The organism is Rossellomorea arthrocnemi (assembly GCF_904424705.1).
GTDB lineage: Bacteria > Bacillota > Bacilli > Bacillales > Bacillaceae_B > Rossellomorea > Rossellomorea arthrocnemi.
The window spans coordinates 1-18,606 of record NZ_CAJGBF010000015.1 but is presented as its reverse complement, the minus strand read 5'-3'; the positions used below and the strand labels follow the sequence as shown (position 1 = coordinate 18,606).

Annotated in this window: 12 protein-coding genes and 1 riboswitch; of the genes, 2 read left to right on the top strand and 10 right to left on the bottom strand. The window is 44.4% G+C overall.

From position 1 onward, the window contains the following. Positions 1-15 precede the first annotated feature (15 nt). From BAA9072_RS17385 to BAA9072_RS17365, 5 genes are all read right to left on the bottom strand, one after another. Positions 16-1,545, bottom strand: a complete 1,530-nt coding sequence (locus BAA9072_RS17385) for an AbgT family transporter (protein WP_201715956.1) — start codon at positions 1,543-1,545, stop codon at positions 16-18. Positions 1,546-1,731: 186 nt separating this feature from the next. Beyond that, positions 1,732-3,039 carry a hypothetical protein gene (locus tag BAA9072_RS17380; protein WP_201715955.1) on the bottom strand — a complete coding sequence of 436 codons (1,308 nt, stop codon included), beginning with the start codon at positions 3,037-3,039 and terminating at the stop codon, positions 1,732-1,734. Between the two features lie 3 nt (positions 3,040-3,042). Then, positions 3,043-4,275 carry a M20 family metallo-hydrolase gene (locus tag BAA9072_RS17375; RefSeq protein ID WP_201715954.1) on the bottom strand — a complete coding sequence of 411 codons (1,233 nt, stop codon included), beginning with the start codon at positions 4,273-4,275 and terminating at the stop codon, positions 3,043-3,045. Next, positions 4,272-5,591: an amidohydrolase gene (locus BAA9072_RS17370; RefSeq protein ID WP_201715953.1), complete on the bottom strand. Its 1,320-nt coding sequence runs from the start codon at positions 5,589-5,591 to the stop codon at positions 4,272-4,274. The genes BAA9072_RS17375 and BAA9072_RS17370 overlap by 4 nt, the downstream gene beginning before the upstream one ends. After that, positions 5,588-6,790 carry a M20 metallopeptidase family protein gene (locus BAA9072_RS17365; protein WP_201715952.1) on the bottom strand — a complete coding sequence of 401 codons (1,203 nt, stop codon included), beginning with the start codon at positions 6,788-6,790 and terminating at the stop codon, positions 5,588-5,590. The genes BAA9072_RS17370 and BAA9072_RS17365 overlap by 4 nt, the downstream gene beginning before the upstream one ends. A gap of 345 nt (positions 6,791-7,135) precedes the next feature. Here BAA9072_RS17365 and trhO point away from each other — a divergent pair, with 345 nt between their 5' ends. Further along, the gene (gene trhO, locus BAA9072_RS17360) at positions 7,136-8,101 is read left to right on the top strand and encodes an oxygen-dependent tRNA uridine(34) hydroxylase TrhO (RefSeq protein WP_201715951.1); all 966 of its coding nucleotides are present in this window, start codon (positions 7,136-7,138) and stop codon (positions 8,099-8,101) included. A gap of 70 nt (positions 8,102-8,171) precedes the next feature. Here trhO and BAA9072_RS17355 read toward each other — a convergent pair whose 3' ends face one another. Then, positions 8,172-13,421, bottom strand: a complete 5,250-nt coding sequence (locus BAA9072_RS17355; RefSeq protein WP_230980928.1) for a 5'-nucleotidase C-terminal domain-containing protein — start codon at positions 13,419-13,421, stop codon at positions 8,172-8,174. Positions 13,422-14,077: 656 nt separating this feature from the next. On the opposite strand from BAA9072_RS17355, the gene BAA9072_RS24725 reads away from it, so the two are divergent. Beyond that, positions 14,078-15,256: an SEC-C metal-binding domain-containing protein gene (locus BAA9072_RS24725; RefSeq protein ID WP_408015247.1), complete on the top strand. Its 1,179-nt coding sequence runs from the start codon at positions 14,078-14,080 to the stop codon at positions 15,254-15,256. Between the two features lie 118 nt (positions 15,257-15,374). On the opposite strand, the gene BAA9072_RS17345 is transcribed toward BAA9072_RS24725, so the two are convergent. From BAA9072_RS17345 to BAA9072_RS24720, 4 genes are all read right to left on the bottom strand, one after another. Then, positions 15,375-16,196, bottom strand: coding sequence for a MetQ/NlpA family ABC transporter substrate-binding protein (locus BAA9072_RS17345; protein ID WP_230980924.1), 822 nt, complete (start codon positions 16,194-16,196; stop codon positions 15,375-15,377). A gap of 21 nt (positions 16,197-16,217) precedes the next feature. Then, positions 16,218-16,883, bottom strand: coding sequence for a methionine ABC transporter permease (locus BAA9072_RS17340; protein WP_201715949.1), 666 nt, complete (start codon positions 16,881-16,883; stop codon positions 16,218-16,220). Further along, a complete protein-coding gene (locus BAA9072_RS17335; protein WP_201715948.1) occupies positions 16,873-17,886 on the bottom strand; it encodes a methionine ABC transporter ATP-binding protein in 1,014 nt (337 codons plus the stop codon). The genes BAA9072_RS17340 and BAA9072_RS17335 overlap by 11 nt, the downstream gene beginning before the upstream one ends. A 69-nt stretch (positions 17,887-17,955) precedes the next feature. Then, positions 17,956-18,061, bottom strand: a riboswitch (SAM riboswitch). 459 nt (positions 18,062-18,520) lie between these two features. Beyond that, positions 18,521-18,601, bottom strand: coding sequence for a hypothetical protein (locus tag BAA9072_RS24720; protein WP_408015236.1), 81 nt, complete (start codon positions 18,599-18,601; stop codon positions 18,521-18,523). Positions 18,602-18,606: the final 5 nt, after the last annotated feature.

Below are 18,606 nucleotides of genomic sequence, written 5' to 3'. Positions count from 1 at the left end.
TGGACTTTCTCCGTTCTATAGGTAAACTCCCACTCCCGGTCCAAACGGTATCCCCAACAAAGCAAATGCCAGAAGCAGTACGATCCAAACTGATAAGAATGCAATCGTATAAGGCAGCATGAGGGAAATCAGGGTTCCGAGCCCTGCTTTCTTATCGTATTCCTTCATAAAGGCAAGGATGACGATAATATATGGGTTCATGGGCGTAATGATATTCGTGGATGAATCTGCAATCCTGTAAGCGGCTTGAACGAACGCCGGGTTATATCCAAGGGTGGCAAACATCGGGATGAAGATCGGAGCTTCGAGTGCCCATTGTGCCGACCCACTGAAGATTAATAGATTCAACAGTGCCGTCAACAGGACAAATCCAATAATGCCGGCGAGCCCTGTCATATTGATCGATTCCAGGAAGTTTGCACCACTCACCGCTACCCACGTTCCGAGGTTCGTCCAATCAAAGTAGGAGATGAATTGTGCAGCGGCAAAGATTAAGACGATATAACCGCCCATATCCTTCATAGCTTCTGTCATATACTTCGGGATATCTCTTGTTGATTGAATTTTCTTCACTGTCACTCCGTATACGACGCCGATAATAATGAAGAATAGTAGAGTGATGGGAATAATACCTGACAAGAAGGTAGACGGGATGAGACCGCCATCCTCATTTCGCATTGGTGAGCTCGGCCATACAATGGAAACGACCAATAGCAGAATAAATGCCAATCCTGCCAATGTGGCATTTCTCAATGCTTTTCCTTCCAAGGGGCTTTCTTCTTCCAACACTTTATCGACTTTCCCTTTGTACGTTCCGAGTCGCGGCTCCACGACCTTTTCCGTTACGAATGCTCCGACGACCGTCAGGAACACAACAGATGTGATCATGAAATACCAGTTGTCCACCGGCGTAACGGTGACTTCGAAGGCTTTTGCCGCTTCCGTGGAAATACCTGCAAGTAACGCATCAGTACCAGTAATGATGAAGTTTGCAGTAAATCCTGCACCAACCCCGGAGAATCCTGCAGCAAGACCTGCCAACGGATGCCTGCCCACTGTATAGAAGATCATGGCAGCTAAAGGCGGGATAATGACAAACGCTGCATCAGACGCCAGGTTCCCCATGATACCTACCATAATGACGGCGTATGTAATCAATCCTTTGGGAGCGTTTAAAACCGTTTTCTTGATCGCTGTTTCAAGCAGTCCCACTTTTTCGGCTAATCCAATACCTAGCATCATGGCGAGTACGAGGCCGAGGGGTGCAAATCCGGTGAAATTATCAAGCATAGAGGTAAGTATGTATTGGAGACCTTCTCCGGATACAAGACTTTTGATGGCCAGCTCTTCCCCATTTTTCGGGTGTATGACCGTGACGCCTAAGCTGGAAATAAACCATGAGAATAATACAATAAATACAGATAAGTACACAAACAACATAAATGGGTCCGGGAGCTTATTCCCTACCTTTTCGATTCCGCCTAAAAATCGAAGAAATCCTTTCTCCTTTTGAGGTGGATTCGGTTCTATATTCGGGTTTGTCATGTGGTCACTCCTTCGTCTAATGTTTTAAGGAATAATTCCTTTTTACTTCCGTTAATAAGTATTTCGATATTGATTGCTTAATTCCTCTTTCATTTTTAAAATTTATTAGAAAATTTTCAATTTACGAATTATGGTTGATTTCATAAAAAGACCTCATTCCTGGTCGAATGAGGTCTTTCTATATTTTTATAGTTGAAAGCGATATAGTTTACGTGGTCTTCCCCTGCCCCCGCTTTGTTCTTCTCCGCTGATTTTCATCGCACCGATCCGTTCCATTTCAGTCAGGATTCTCCGTCCGTTCCGCTCGGTGCTCTTCAGCCAACGGGAAAGGTCCTGGGACGTAATCTCCTCTTTGTCATAGTGACGGGAAAGGGAGAGAATTTTTGAAACAATGGCAGAGCTGACCGATGCTTCTTTGAAGGCTGCCTTCCATTCATCCCCCAAGTGGTCCAGGGAATACGTGATAGTCTTCGAAGATGGAAGGATTTCGGTGACGGTCTTATCTTCATTCACGCTTACGACAATGGAAGACTCATGCTTTCTCGCATGTTGAAATGCAAGGCGGACATGGTGTTCAGCTTCCAAAACCGTCACGCCGAATCCTAATCCCACGCGAATATCCAAATCCGTATGAGCTTTTACTTCCTGCGTCAGGGTAGAGAAAATCGACTCCTTTTCATGAAGGTCAAGTTCCCCTCTCGTTGTGTACACAAAGAATAATCCATCTCCCAATTGAACCATGGATCCATTGATCTTCTGGGCGATATCAAGGAGGTTCCGCTTCAAATCCAGCTCCTGATGCTTCATTTTATAAGAAAAATGAGACTCGTCCAATGTTTGGGTGGAATAGATCACTTCTATCCCGACGATGGCGATCTGGGATTTGCGGTATTTTCTGGAATGCGCTCTTTCTAATAAATATTGCAGGATCATCCGGATGGATAAATTCGTCGGCACGACACGGTAGCATGGAATGCCCATTTCAGTCAGGCTTTTTTGTACACTTTGAATACATGTAATCGCCGTTTCAATTTCCCCTTTTTCATAAAGGGAACGGTGATAATCGACTAGTTCAGCTGCACTTCGATACCCTTCATAGGGATAGCTTGCAATTTCAAGTTGTTCAAAGGCGTGGAATTGAACGGCCGTTTCAATTTCCTGTTTTGAAATGGTGTCGATGCTGATTTTAGTAAAAAGCATTTGTTCTTTCATTTGCGCCTCTAATAATGCCCCGAAAAAGCTTGATCCGTGCAAAGGGGGGAAGCTCCCTTCCTTTTCGGTGATCCATCCTTTTTCAAGTGCGTAATAAAAAGGGGACTGTCCGGAAAAGAACCATTGATCGACGAGACCACGATTCTTTCTTAGGATATGTTCTATCTCATCCACCTTGTGATAGGGGAAATTAACGAGTTCAATACTCTCAAAATACGTTGCTACATGATTGATCCGTTTGATTGAATCATCTGGACCGATGACACCAATTTTAATCAACAATGACTATTCACCTGCTTCTTGCTGTATTACTTCAGCTAGAATCTTTACTCCTGCATATAAGTCATCCAGCGTGCTATGTTCCATCGGATGGTGGCTGATCCCTTTTTCACAAGGAATGAAGACTAAAGCGGAAGGCCATTTCGCTGCCATATTCATGACATCATGCCCTGCCCCGCTGTCCATTTCATAAGTTTTGTAACCGAGTCTTTCCCCGGCCGCCTTCACTTTGGCTGTCAGCTCTTCATCCAATAGAATAGAAGAATTATCTACAAGAGTTTCCAGTTTGATTGTAACATTAAATTCATTCTCTAAGTTTCGGCATTGTTCAATTATTTTATTTGCCATGGATTTCTTCAAGACATCGTCGACGGAGCGAATATCGATGCCTGCTTCTGCGTATCCCGGGATGACGTTCATGACGTTTGGTTTCATATCCAACGTGCTGACGGTCGCTACAAGTGGTTTCGTGGATTCATTGGACAGCCTTTCTGCCTCCTTGGAAACGAATGTGATAAGGGGGGCAAGAGCCACAAGGGCGTCGGTTCGTTTCCCCATTGGAGTGGTGCCCGTATGCCCTGCCATCCCTTCCACTTTCACTTTCAACCGGATGGGGCAGGCCACGCCGCGGACAATTCCGAACCCGGCACCATGATCTTCGATTTGGGTTCCTTGTTCTATATGAAGTTCAATGAAAGAAAGGATTTCGTCTTGGGGTCGTTCAGCTTGTCCGATAGATGACCATTCTAAACCTGTTGATTCCACAGCTTCTCTAATGCTTGTCCCGTGTCGGTCTCTTACGTTTTCTACTGATTTATCAAAAATTCCTGCTACACTCTTACTTCCAATGGTAGAAACACCGAATCGCGCCGATTCTTCAGAAGCAAAGCACACTACTTCAATGGAATGATGAGGTTTAAACCCACTCTCTTTCAAAGCTTTCACAGCTCCGAGACTGCACAGGACACCCGCCACACCGTCATATCCTCCTCCGTTTTCAACCGTGTCGAGATGAGACCCCGTCAAAACGACTTGATTGGTTTCCCCTTCCCATCTGGCCATAAGGTTTCCTGCATGATCTTTCCGGACAGATAACCCCAGCTCTTCTGCCACCTCACGAAAGACATCCATCGAAGCCAATTCTTCCTTTGAATATCCCAACCTCGTGAATCCGTTCGGCTGCTCCATCGTATCAACAAGATTTAATGCTTTTAAAGTTGTATCCAGCCATGCTTTCAATTTATTCCCTCCTCTATTAAATGCGCCTGCTTCAGGATCAGGCGGGCGAAGGCATCCACTGCGACCTGCAGGACCTCTTCATCAAAATCGAATTCGTTATGATGATGACCGTTTTTTAATGGGGTGCCAAATACCATGAACGTTGCGCTCCCCCCCTGCTTCTGCACTTCGTCGATCATGTATGTAACATCCTCTGATGCCTTTAAAGGCAAAGCATCAAGAACGTCTGATAAATAAGGACTTTCCTTGCCAACTTCCGCTAACCAATGAATCCACTCCTGATTGCACTCGGCTTCCATCGTCTCGCCTACCACATCGATTTCCGTTTCCACACCATAAAGGTCGCCAGATGATTGAAGAATGCGCAAGGCTTCTTTTAGCATATATTGATTAATTGCCGTCGTTTCTCCCCGGGTTTCCACTTCAAGATGTGCCTCGTCCGCAATGATGTTCCGTCCTGTTCCGGCTTGGAGCTTCCCAACATTGATCCTGGTTGCCCCGTCTGAATGACGTGGAATAGTATAGAGGTGAAGACTTGCAGCAGCCGCAGCCAGTAAAGCATTCTTCCCTTTCTCAGGTTCAAGACCGGCGTGGGCAGCTTTTCCTTTATAGATGACGTTGATTTTGGAGGAAGCTAAAAAAGAGTGCGTTGTTGCATAGATGTGTCCGACCTTTGTATCCCGGATGCCGATATGACCGCTTGCAAAATAATCAACGTTATCAAGCCAGCCTTTTTTCACCATAGCTTTTGCTCCCCGACCTCCCTCCTCCGCTGGTTGAAATAGGAGGGTGAACTTTCCTTTGAGCTGATTTTTGTATTTTGATAAAAAAGTCGCTACACCGAGGCCAATCGCAGCATGACCGTCATGTCCGCAGGCATGCATGACGTCATCATAAGTGGACGCAAACTCCTCCTTGGCAGGAAAGTGTTCATACTCATTCGATTCCTTAATCGGCAAAGCATCAATATCAAACCGGAAGGCCATATGAGGACCCGGCTGACCGGTATCCAAAATGGCCACTGCCCCTGTATACCCCCCTTTCATTTTATTCAGCCAACTGTCCTCCACCCCTTCTTTTCTGGCACGCTCCTCTTGATGGTGCAGGTATTCCGTTGCCGGGACCCCCATCCGGTGATTTGCTTCCAGAGCATCCGTTCCAATGTGGATCGTGAAGCCGAGATCCACCAGTTCCTTCCCTATAAGATAGGTGGTGACATATTCTGTAAAGCCGAGTTCAGGCTTTTGATGAAAGTTTCTCCTGTAAGCAGTGAGGCTCGGGGCTAATTCTTCAATAAACTGTTCGAGTGAACTCATAAGGCAGACTCCTCTTTCTTCAGTTTCGACAAGGCATTCAATGCAAGCTGAACCATTACTTCAACCCCTTTACCTAAAGCAAGTTCATTCAATTTAAAGCGGGGATCATGGAGTGGATATTGAGGCTCTGTATCCTTTACAGATGTTCCAAGCCAGTAGAAAGCGCCGGGATATTTATGAAGGAAACGGGAGAAATCTTCTCCTCCAAGTGACGGCGAAACAACCGGCGTGGCGCCTTCTCCGAGAACCTTTTGCGCAGCATTTCTTACTTCATCAGCCCACTCAGGGGAGTTGACCGTTGCCGGATATCCGTCAAAATAGTCAATGCCCATGGAAGCATTGAAGCTTTTCCCCACTCCTTCTACAATCGAATAAAATCGTCCCTTCACCATCTCTTTTACTTCCGGTTTGAAGGTTCGGATCGTTCCTTCCATGGTCACTTCATCGGCGATGACATTATAGCGGTATCCACCTTCGATTTTCCCGATAGTGAGGACGGCGGAGTCAACGGGATCGGTGTTCCTGCTCACAATGGTCTGGAGCTGGGTTATGAGGTTATTGGCAATGATGATGGCGTCATTGGATTGGTGCGGCATACTGGCATGCCCCCCTGAACCTTTGACCGTAATCTTAAAACGGTCTGAAGCACCCATGATTTCGTTATGAACAACCCCGACTTCCCCGACAGGTAAATCCGGCCACACGTGCTGTCCGAAAATGACGTCAGGAGTATATTCATCAAATACACCATCGTCCATCATCCTCCGGGATCCCCCTATAGGGGCATTCTCTTCCGCAGGCTGAAAAACAAGGAGGACAGTCCCTGCTATCTCCGATTTCAGTTGATTCAGCACTTTCCCTGTTCCAATGAGCATGGACGTATGAGCATCATGACCGCAGGCATGCATTTTATTTGGTTGGATAGATTTGTATGGAAGCTCATTTTCTTCCTGGATTGGAAGAGCATCGATATCCGCTCTAAGTGCTACCGTCCCTCCAGGCTTTTCCCCTTTGATCACACCCAATATTCCCGTCCCCGCATATCCAGTTTTATACTGGATGCCGGCTTCTGAGAGCTTTCCTTGAATCATTTTGGATGTTTCAAACTCTTCCCCACTCACCTCTGGATACTGGTGAAGATGTCGACGTATGGCAATGACTTCTTTCTCAATTGATTGGACAAGCTGCTTTAATTCCATGGAAAAACTCCTTTTTCGGTCGATTGATTATTTAAGGAAAAGTTCCTTAATAATACCGTTAATATATACATTCGCCGGAAAACTGGAAACTCCTGTGTAGGATGGGAAGTTTTTTTATAAGCCATGTTTAGAATGAAAAACGTACAGAAATATCCCTCTTAGCCATCGACACTCCGCACCCCCATACCCAATATCCACCACCATTTCCTCTCAATCCCCAGTATTTATCACCCATACATAATGCATTTCTTTAAAAATTTGTTATAATAGTACATCGTAAGAGTAATAAGGAACAGAATCCTAAGATTATATCTTGCAAATATATATCGATAGGTGGAAATAAACATGAAAAATTATCGAGTACTACTGTATTACAACTATGTAACCATTGAGAATCCTGAAGAGGTTACGGCTCAGCACAAACAACTGTGTTCGGATCTTGGCCTTATGGGACGGATTCTGATTTCATCTGAAGGAATTAACGGTACATGTTCCGGGACCATCGAGCAGACAGATGCTTACATGGAAGCGATGAGAAAGGATCCTCATTTCGCTGACACTGTATTCAAGATTGATGAAGCAGACGGTCATGCATTCAAGAAATTGAAAGTGAAGCACCGTACAGAGCTTGTGACTCTTCGTCTTGAAGATGATGTGAACCCGAACGAACTTACCGGTAAATACCTTGAGCCAAAGGATTTCTTCGAACAAATTCAGCAGGAAGATACGATTCTTCTTGATGCACGTAACGACTATGAATATGAACTTGGACACTTCAGGGGAGCCGTGAAGCCAGATATTAAAAACTTCCGTGATCTCCCGAATTGGGTCCGTGACAATAAAGATAAACTGGAAGGCAAAAAAATCATCACGTATTGTACAGGTGGTATCCGATGTGAGAAATTCTCAGGCTGGTTAGTGAAAGAAGGCTTTGAGGATGTTGCTCAGTTGCACGGAGGAATCGTCACCTATGGTCAGGACCCGGAAGTGAAAGGTCAGCTATGGGACGGTCAGCTTTATGTATTCGACGAGCGTATCGGTGTTCCTGTCAATCAGACAGAGCATGTCGTGGTGGGGAAAGACTACTACACAGGCGAACCTTGTGAACGTTACGTAAACTGCGCCCACCCGCCTTGTAACCGAAAAATCCTTTGCTCGGAAGAAAATGAGCATAAATACATGAGAAGCTGCTCAGATGAGTGCCGCAAGAGCCCTGAAAACCGATACATTATTGAACATGGTTTGACGGAGGAAGAAGTGGCAGAGCGTTTAGCGGTGATCGAACGGGATAAGGAAACGACGACGATCTAAATAGCGAAAAAAAGCACTGGCTTAACGATAAGCCAGTGCTTTTTTATGTCTAATTCCGGAATAATGAATACTATGGTCTACCGCATAATCCGAATAGTGTACATAACCAATTCTTTAACTTTTTAATAAAGTCGAAGAAATCATCTTGCCAGCCACCATCATCCGGTTCATCTTGTTGTTCTTCTTGAATGATTCTGCCTTCAACTTTTGGAGAGACATTTTTATGTTTAGATAAATAGTCAGTGAATACTTCATAATCCACTTGGAATAACTCTGTCATCCGACCTTCATCTTTAGCTGCTTTAAACATGCTGTGACCGTCTCCGCCATCTGCTGTAAAGGCATTGGTTGCAACTGTGTACATCTTTGCAGGGTCAATTTCTTTGAACCCTTTATCGGTTTTCACTTCAACAGACCATACTCGTTCCCCAACCGGTTTGTTGATGTCGTACTTGAAGTTGATTCCAGATACTTGAAGGAAACGTCCTTCTCCGGTTTCAACTCCACTTACACTGTGCTCAAGAGCATCCAGAAGCTCTTGGCCTGTTAAGTCGAGGGTCACCAGATTGTTCCCGAACGGCATCGTTGTTAATACTTCACCCAACGTAATTTTGCCTTTATCGATGGATGCACGGATACCGCCGCCATTTTGAAGTCCAATATGTGTCTTAACCGATTCATTCGCCTTTTCTACCATGGCATCTGCAATCAGATTCCCTAAATTGGTTTCTTTCGTTCGGACGTCTGCTCGTTCACCGTTTAAAGCTACCTTCGTTTTACCAACGACTTCGTTTTTAATTTCTTCCAACGGTGCCTTGAATTCATTTACTTTTGCAAGAGCATCAGCGTCTTCTTCGTATTGCCCGAGATCCAGTACCTCGCCTTCATGGCCCGTTACAACACCTTCAGCATCAAATGTGACGTCCAACAATCCAAGAAGATTTAAATACTCACCTGCTTGAACAATGAGAGTCGGTTCTTCTTTATCGATGACTACCGGCTCTTCCAATACTGTATGGGAATGCCCACCGACAATAACGTCAATTCCATCAACTGCTTCAGCAAGTTCCAGGTCATGTGAGTAGCCAAGATGAGAAAGAACGATGATCTTGTTTACACCTTCATCTTTTAACATGTCGATTGTAGCAGCTGATTTTTCGGCTGCATCTTCAAACACAATATGATCTCCTGGACTAGAGAGAAATTCAGTTTCAGGAGTTGTCAGTCCGAAGATCCCTACTTTTTCTCCGTCTACTTCTTTGATGATGGCAGGATAGATATTTCCGCCTTCACCGGGAGTTCCAACCTCATTTTTCTTCAATGGCTCAAGGTCAGCATCACCTGTCACTTGGACATTAGAAGAAACCATCGGAAAATTCATTTCCTTAATGAAGTTTGCCAGTGTTTTAGAATCTTTATCGAATTCATGGTTTCCTAGAGTCATAGCATCATAACCCAATTCATTCATGAACCATAAATCTGCAAGACCTGAGTATTGGCGGAAGTAGAGTGTACCGGAGAACACATCCCCTGCATCCAATAAGAGAGAGTTTTCTTTTTCTGCACGAACTTCCTTAACCGCTGTGAACAAGCGTGGATAACCTTCCACGTGGGCATGAGTATCGTTCGTATGCATAATGGATAAATTAAAATCTGTATTTTCTTCAGGTGCTGCTTCTTGAACGATACGTCCTTCCACAACTGGTGAAACGGGATTGTTCTTTTCAAGATATGAAGTGAACACTTCAAAGTCTGCTACAAACAATTCCGTTTGACGGCCTTCTTCTTTCGCTTCTTTAAACATCGTATATCCGTCTCCACCATTTGCCGTGAATGCGTTGGTGGCAACAGAGTACATTTTTTTAGTATCGATTTTTTCAAATCCGTTACTTGTTTTCACTTCTAAGAACCATACCCGTTCCCCGGCAGGCTTATTTACGTCGTACTTGTATTTGATTCCTGATACTTGAAGGAATTCCCCTGGTGCATCCTGGCCTTCTACTCTTGAAACACTGTGTTCAAGGGCGTCTTTAATTTCCTGACCAGTCAAATCCAGTGTTACAAGTTGATTTCCGAATGGCATTGTCGTTAATACTTCTCCTAGAGTGATGTCCCCTGCATCGATTGAAGCACGGATTCCACCACCATTTTGAAGGCCGATGTACGTTTCGACAGACTCATTGGCCCTTGCAACCATTCCATCTGCGATTAAATTACCTAAGTTCGTTTCTTTTCTGCGGACATCGGCACGTTCTCCATTCAGAGCTACTTCTGTGCGGCCGACCACTTCACTCTTCAACTCTTCCAGAGGAGCTTTGAACTCTTCCACTTTTGCAAGAGCATCTGCATCTGCTTCATAATTCCCAAGGTCAAGCACTTCGCCTGAATGGTTCGTGACTACACCGTCATTATTGAATGTGACATCCAACAAACCAAGCAGGTTCAAATACTCCCCAGCCTGTACGATTACAGTCGGTTCTTCTTTATCGATGACGACAGGTTCTTCCAATACAGTATGGGAGTGACCGCCAACGATCACATCAATACCATCTACGGCTTCAGCCAGTTCTAAGTCTTGAGCATAACCCAGGTGTGATAGGGCGATGACCTTATTGACTCCTTCATTTTTCAGCATATCAATTGTCGATGCTGCTTTTTCAGCAGGGTTTTCAAAAGAAATATTTTCTCCTGGATTAGAAATGAATGCAGTATCCGGAGTGGTTAATCCAAAGATCCCTACTTTTTCCCCATCCACTTCCTTGATCATGGCAGGGTAGATGTTTCCACCTTCACCTGGTGTACCGATTTCATTTTTCACAAGTGGTTCTAAATCTGTATCACCAGTAACCGATACATTCGATGATACCATTGGGAAATTCATTTCTTTAATGAAGTCTGCCAGCGTTTTAGAGTCTTTGTCAAATTCGTGATTACCAAATGTCATGGCGTCATAACCAAGTTCATTCATGAACCAAAGATCAGCAAGACCCTTATATTGACGGAAGTAAAGTGTTCCTGAGAATACGTCACCAGCGTCTAATAATAGAGCGTTTTCCCTTTCGGCACGAACCTCATTCACTGCTGTAAAGAGCTTAGGATAACCTTCCACATGGGCGTGCGTGTCGTTTGTGTGCATGATGGAGAGGTCGAACTCTTCGTTGCTTTCAGCTGTTAAATCGAATTGACCGATATAGGCATCATGATCGCTTGCTCGCCCGTGTTCTTCCATGTATGGAGAGTTAAAGTTGACAATATCATATTCCGCACCTGCAGCAAGACGGTTGGAAACCAGCATATGATCCAATACCTGCGCATTCCCCTGGTACGTATACGTGTATCGTTCACTTGCAGGAAGAGTTTCAACAAGATTCGTTAACTCTTCACCTTTCAGCTTTTGTAAAGGGGCGGAGAATTCAAAGTCGTTTAAGTCTCCCATTACGACTACGTTAGCGTCTTCATTCTTGTCTTCAATATCAGATACGAATGAATTGACAATTTCAGCTATTTTCAATCGTTGTTCCTCACTTCCCAGGAGAGGTGGCTGATTTTTACCGAATACGGGTTGATCTCCACCTTTAGAGTTAAAGTGATTGTTCACGACAATAACATCTTCGCCTTTAAAGTTGAACTGTGCCGCCAATGGCTTGCGGCTGTCATCGAATGCAGGGTTCGTCGGATCGATTCTTCCCGGATTCAATGTCAAGGAGCCGTTTTCATATGCTACAGCTGTTGTTTCGTCACCTTTTGTACCTTCCGTCAAAGACACACGGTCTGGATTATAGAGGAATCCTACTCGGATGTTCCCTCCAGGCACCCCACCATCTTGTTTATCTTGAGGAGCAATTTCTGTCCATGAATAGGCAGGTCCACCGAAACCGGAAATGGCGTCACTTAATGCTTTATAGTTTGCATCTGCCTTCACTACACCATCATCTGTGGTACCACTTTCGTCCAATACTTCCACTAAACCGATGATGTCAGGAGATTTCAGATTTTCAACCATCGATTTTGCAAGCTTATCCCGTTTCGCTGTATCAGATGCTGCAAAGTTTTCAATGTTGTAGCCTGCTACCGTTAATTGATCATCTGCTTTTTCAATCGTTGTCACTTCCGGAGTATATTCACGCTCTGTTAATTCCGGGAGACTTTCTTCATTTACAAGAATTTTAAAATTACTAAAACTATAACTGACGACCCCTGTTACTGTTCCATTGAATTGGTCCCCTGTTTTCGTAACAAAATCCCGGTTATCTAACAACAAGAACATTCTTTCAGGATTTTGGTTCTCTTTTGTTAATAGAGGTGCTCCTTCTTTCGTATAGGCTTTACCTTCTACCTGGTCAGTGATGACTGGAACTTCCCCATATTTCTGAGGGCCTGTCACAGTAGGATTATCAAGTGAAACACGCATTCCTTCAAGGCTTTCGTAAAAATCGATTCCGTCCTGTTCAGGATCGAATTCCCCGAATTGATCGTTATCGACGACTTCGGTAGGAGGAATTACATCTTCCCCAACCACCAGCGCTGCCGGAAGGTCATTGTTACCTGAATCAACGATCACATTCCCATACTGTGCGTTAAGTTCGGTCATCGCAAGGTCTGTTTGTAATTTCTCATCATAACCATCCAGTACCCATTCTTTTACCTGTCCATCGACAGCCACTTTATCACCAAGCTTCACTCCATGAGCCGGCTTATAGACAAGGATTGCTTCAGATGTCTTATCGTTATCATCCGCTTGGGCATCTTGCATGTAGAAATTGCTGGCATCCACAACGTGAGTGACGATCCCCTCTACACCTTTTACTTTTTCTGAATTATACGGTGAGGTATGTACTTCCCCTTGTATATCGTGGATTCGCAAGCCTTCAATGCCTTCATAAGGTGTTGGCTCGTCCGGATCTTCACCTTCAAAGGACATGGCGGTGGGGGATTTTAGTCCCGGAACGGTAAAGTAAGCTTCCAGACTTCCTGTAATGATTACTTTTTCCCCTATGATTTCCGGGTTTGTTAGAAGTCCGAATTCAGCCCTGAAAGCAGATGGCAGTTGAACCGGAAGAATCTTTGATGGATCCGTCTCATCCGGACTGTCTGCAATGGCGAAATTAGTATCTCCTGTGAAAGGAGCTTCAAAATCATAACTGTTAGTAGCTTTTGTATGAGCTACAATATACCCTGTAACGGTACCTGTACCACTGTTGTTCGCGATCGCTTCCTGGACCGTTAAATACTCTGATGCAGAAGCCGTTGAACCCATCGGAACAATATAACTTACAAGCATGGCCAAAATCGTTGTTAATATGAACAACTGTTTCTTCATTACCTTCAACCTGGTTCCTCCTCAAATTGTTGTTCGACCTTTGAAATAAGCCTATGTATCTATTCATTCGCCTATTTCAAAATACTCTCCCAGTCCATTTGTCTATGGCACCAATACCTTCTAAGGTTTTGTAAGCGCTTACTTAATGGTATATTTGTTTCCCCCGGAAAGTCTTGATTCATGCCAAAAATACGTAGATTTACGAAATATATTGATTAAAATCTACCTATTTCCTAACACCTCCGCTACTTTATTACACTTAGTTCATATTCTGTTGAAATATGTAAACCAAGCACTCTTTAAATATATCACTATTTTGTCGAGGATTAAGGAATTATAAAAAAATTTACAAAAATGGGACAATTGATTCATATTTTGTTAACGTTCGTGTCGAATTCGTTTTGAAATTCAAGAGGGACGGGTGAAATCCATAATTTCCATGATGTATTCGACTGTAAGTCTGGTCTAGTGTTCCTTCTAATATTGCCACGAGTGAATAGGATTAAAATGTTTCTTCTAAACTCCTCCCTTCTAACTCTGTTCATTTATCAACTGCATAAAATTCAAAGCAGTTTTCTTGTCGAGGTCCGTCCCTCTTCCCTTTTCCCTACCTACCCCTTACACTTAAGGAAAATATCATAATAAAGGATGGTTGGATGAACCGTTTTGTTGAAAGAGTAGAGCCTTATTTTTTGAGTGAGGATCCGTTTGTGCAGAGATATTCCATTGAAATGTTGGAGGACACGTATTTACCTGAAGAGGATATGTTTTTGACCGGTTTGCAAGCCGTTGACCGCGGACCTGTATCGGAGTACTCTTCGCCCATCCTGCCTTACTTAATGTACCTGCCTCTGAATGAGGAAGGGTTGGCAGAGGTTGTCGATCGATTAAAGAGCCTGGGGAAAAAGGATCACGATCGCCTATTTTATACTCAATTACTATTAAATGCTCATACTGATTTGTTAATTGCACACAAGAAGGAAGTAAAACGATTTGTAACTGAAAGCCAATTAGCAGAAATCGTGAAGCTTCCGCAGTTGACGATAGAGGAGCTTTACCAGGAGCTCGCAGGTGTCACAAATTATTTAGATGATTATGATTATAGCCAAGCTCAATATGATCATGGAAAGAGGGTCATCAAGGAGTTAATTAATAAAGACGGTATTGAAAACTGGGAAGTTCATAATGGATTGAGAGAAAATGAAGAAACGGAAGACGGGTTTGGCTTTCACGGAATATATATCGTTTATATGGCGGGTGAACTTCGTGAAGAGAGTGTCGTCCCTCAGTTAGTGAACCTCTTTAAAAAGGAAGATGAAAGTGATTTATTATTCGAGGAATTGGCCAATACCCTGGTGAAGATAGGGACAGAGCAGGTGGTCCGTGAGGTTGAGAAAGTAGCACTTTACGGTAATACCTATTTCTATACCCTTGATGTACTGGGAAGGATCAAAACCAGAGAAGCCGAACAGGCACTATCCACACTATTTGATCGTACAGATGATATCACAGCTAAAACACTGATCGCAGATTATTTATGTCAGCAGTTATCAACTGCCGCAATTCCAAAAATCGAAGCATTCATCGAAGAAGGCTACGATGAAGGAATGCTGTGCCTGGAAGAATCCATATACGTCAACTGCATCATGAACGGGATCGATCACCCAAAACTCCCACAATGGAGAAAGTTGATTGAAAAAGTAGAACACCAATCAATGGATGAACAATCGCTTCCCGTGCCGCAGCCTCACCCCATCCAAATCGAAGAAAAAGTTGGCCGCAACGACCCCTGCCCATGCGGCAGCGGTAAGAAATATAAGAAGTGCTGCCTATAAAATGAGGGACGGACCTCCGCATTTTCATGCGGAAGCCCGTCCCTATCACGTTTTTCATTTCAATTACGTCGTATTTTGAGGTCCGTCCCTCTACTCCATCCCCTCTACTCCATCCCCTCTACTCCATCCACTCCGGTTTGCCGAAGCCTTTGAATTCGTTGTCGATGGTTTTTTCGAATTGGTCTGCTTCGACAACTGCTTTGATGTCTTTGGCAAGTTGTGATTCAACGTCTTTTGTGTTCACTACTACGCGGTTTCTGTATTGGTCGGGCATGTCCTCAAGCTGAAGGGCATCCAGCAGGTCCATATCGGCTGCGAGTGCGTAGTTCCCTGGTACCGCTGATAGGTCCACACTGTCCACTGCTCTTGGGAGTTGTGCTGCTTCAATCGGTTTGAATTGCAGGTTTTTCACATTTTCATCAATGTCTTTTTCTGATACCGTCAATGGATCTGTGTCCGGTTTTAACGTAATCAGCTTGGCATCCTCCAGGATTTGAAATGCCCGTGCTGCATTGGTAGGATCGTTCGGAATGGCGATGGCACTGCCTTCTTTAATGTCCTCAATCGAATGAAACTTCTGTGAATAGATCCCCATTGGGGCCGTCGGTACGACAATCACTTCGGAAAGGTCCATGTTATGCTGCTTCGCGAAGGTTTCCATATAGATTTTATGTTGGAAGAGGTTCGCATCCAGGTCTCCTTCAGCTAGTGCGTTGTTCGGCTGAATGTAGTCACTGAATTCCTTCACTTCCACCGTGTATCCTTTTTCTTCAAGACCGGGTTTGATCGCCTTGGTCACCATATCACTGTAAGGACCGGAGGTTGCTCCGATGGTCACTTCTTTTTTGTCTCCCGAGCCCGAGCCGGCTTCGTCTCCTCCACAGGCTGCAAGCACGCTCATGATGAACCCTACTGCTGCTACTAAAATCCACTTTTTCACTTGTTGTTCCTCCTATAATCGTTATCGTTTATCCACTAATCGTGCAAACACATCACCCGTATACTGGATGAGTTGAACCAAACAAATCAAAATGACGACGGTCGTGATCATCACCGTGTTGTCATATCGGTAGTACCCGAAGCGAATCGCAAGGTCCCCGACTCCACCCCCGCCGACGATGCCGGCCATGGCGGAATAGGCGACTAAACTGATCGTTGTAATTGTAATTGCCTGTATGACGGCCGGACGTGCTTCCGGTAACAGCACATCCTTAATGATCATCCATGGACTTGCCCCCACTGAAACCGAGGCTTCAATGACACCCTTGTCTATTTCACGCAATGACGTTTCTACCATTCTCGCAAAAAAAGGAATGCCAGCCACTGAAAGGGATACGGAAGCCGCCGTCGGTCCGATGGTGGTACCTGTTAAAAACTTGGTTAATGGTAAAAGGGCTACTAATAAAATAATGAACGGAACCGAGCGGACCATGTTCACGACAAATCCAACGACCTTTTTTATTACACTATTTTGCAAGAACAACCCTTTGTCTGTCACAAAAAGCAAAATTCCCAATGGCAATCCCACTACAATCGCAACGGCTAATGAAATCCCCACCATATACACCGTTTCAAAAAAGGCTTTATTCAATTCCGGCAGTATAGCAGTCAATGAATCAGGCAGCATCCTCCAGCACCTCCAAACTTTGCGTCTTCGCCGTAATATAACGGATCGCCGCTTCAATTTCTTCAGATGATCCAATCAGTTCCATAATGAAAATCCCGAGTGGGACATCCTGGATATATTCGATCTTGCCGTGCAGGATATTTCCCCGGACCTGGTACCGCTGGAACACCTCTGATACGACACTTTCCTCGGCGATGGACCCTTTGAATTGGATTTTGATGAGTTTCCCTTTTCTCGACTCCACCAGGTGAGGCGGAAGTTCGAATTGAAGGATCGTTTCGATGAACTGCTTCGTTAAAGGCTGTTTCGGTTCTGCAAACAATTCATACACAGGACCTTCCTCCACAATCTTCCCGTCCTGCATCACGGCCATCCGGTCACAGATTTCCTTCACCACTTCCATTTCGTGTGTGATGAGCACAATCGTCAATCCCAGTTCTTTGTTGATTTTTTTTAACAGTCTCAGAATCGATTTCGTTGTATTCGGATCCAGGGCTGATGTTGCTTCATCGCACAGTAATACGGATGGATCATTCGCAAGGGCCCTCGCAATCCCGACTCTCTGCTTTTGACCACCGCTGAGCTGGGCCGGGTACGCGTCGGCTTTGTCTAAAAGACCGACCATCTCCAGGAGCTCGACGACTCTCGGCTTGATTTTGGCTTTCGGTACACTAGCCGCTTTCAGTGCAAAAGCAAGATTGTCAAACACCGTTTTGGATTTGATCAGGTGAAAATGTTGAAAGATCATGCTCGTTTTCTGACGGGCAAGCCGCAGCCCTTTTGATGAGAGTTTCGTAAAATCCTGACCATCAATGATGATCTCACCTGATGTCGGGGTCTCAAGCAGATTCAGACAGCGAATCAGAGAACTCTTACCCGCTCCGCTGTATCCTACGATCCCGAAGATCTCACCCTTTTCAATGCTGACGGAAACGTTGTCGACACCGACCACCGTTTGCTTTTTCGTTTTATACGTTTTCACCAAATTTCGAATCTCGATCAATGTGTACACCCCTTTTTCTCCAATAAAAAATGCCTCTTTCAACTGAAAGAAGCATCGCCTGTTTATCTCGACTTATCTCTCAGAATGAAAACATTCTGCAGGAATTGGCACCGTTCCACTAATGGAGGTTGCCGGACGTCATAGGGCCTGATCCCTCGGTCACTCTGGATAATTGAATGTATGAAATTTTCAAAAATTTAATCTTATAGAGGATAATACTGGGTATCTGAAGGGAAGTCAATAGGGATTTAAGGGGCACTTTCTATGTAAGCGTTATCTTCATTGATTTATCAACGAATTTTTTTGATTTATACTTTTTAAAGGCTGTTTTCGTAAACATTGTTGCTTTTGAAGAAGCGTGTAGTGGTTGATTTCCGCTCCAGGTGCCCGTTTTCCGCGGTGCTGACGGTGAGCCTCGGGGGTCTCACTGCCCAGCTCCAGGGCTTAGAGGCTCGAGGTCATAAGCAAAATGGTCCAAGGAGGCAAAGAACGCTTTCTTTGTCCCATCCATCTTTCTTGTGGGCTGAGCAAGCTGCTGGAGTTTTCTGACTGTCCAAGCGTACGTTTTCACTACAACAAAAAAATGTCATGATTAGACTGACATAGCGATTTGAGACACATATAAAACACCTCTTTAGGCTGCTTGCGCCCCAAATTCTTTGGGCGTCAGGTAGCCTAATTTTTCTAGGATACGGTCTTGGTTGTAATAGCGCACGTATT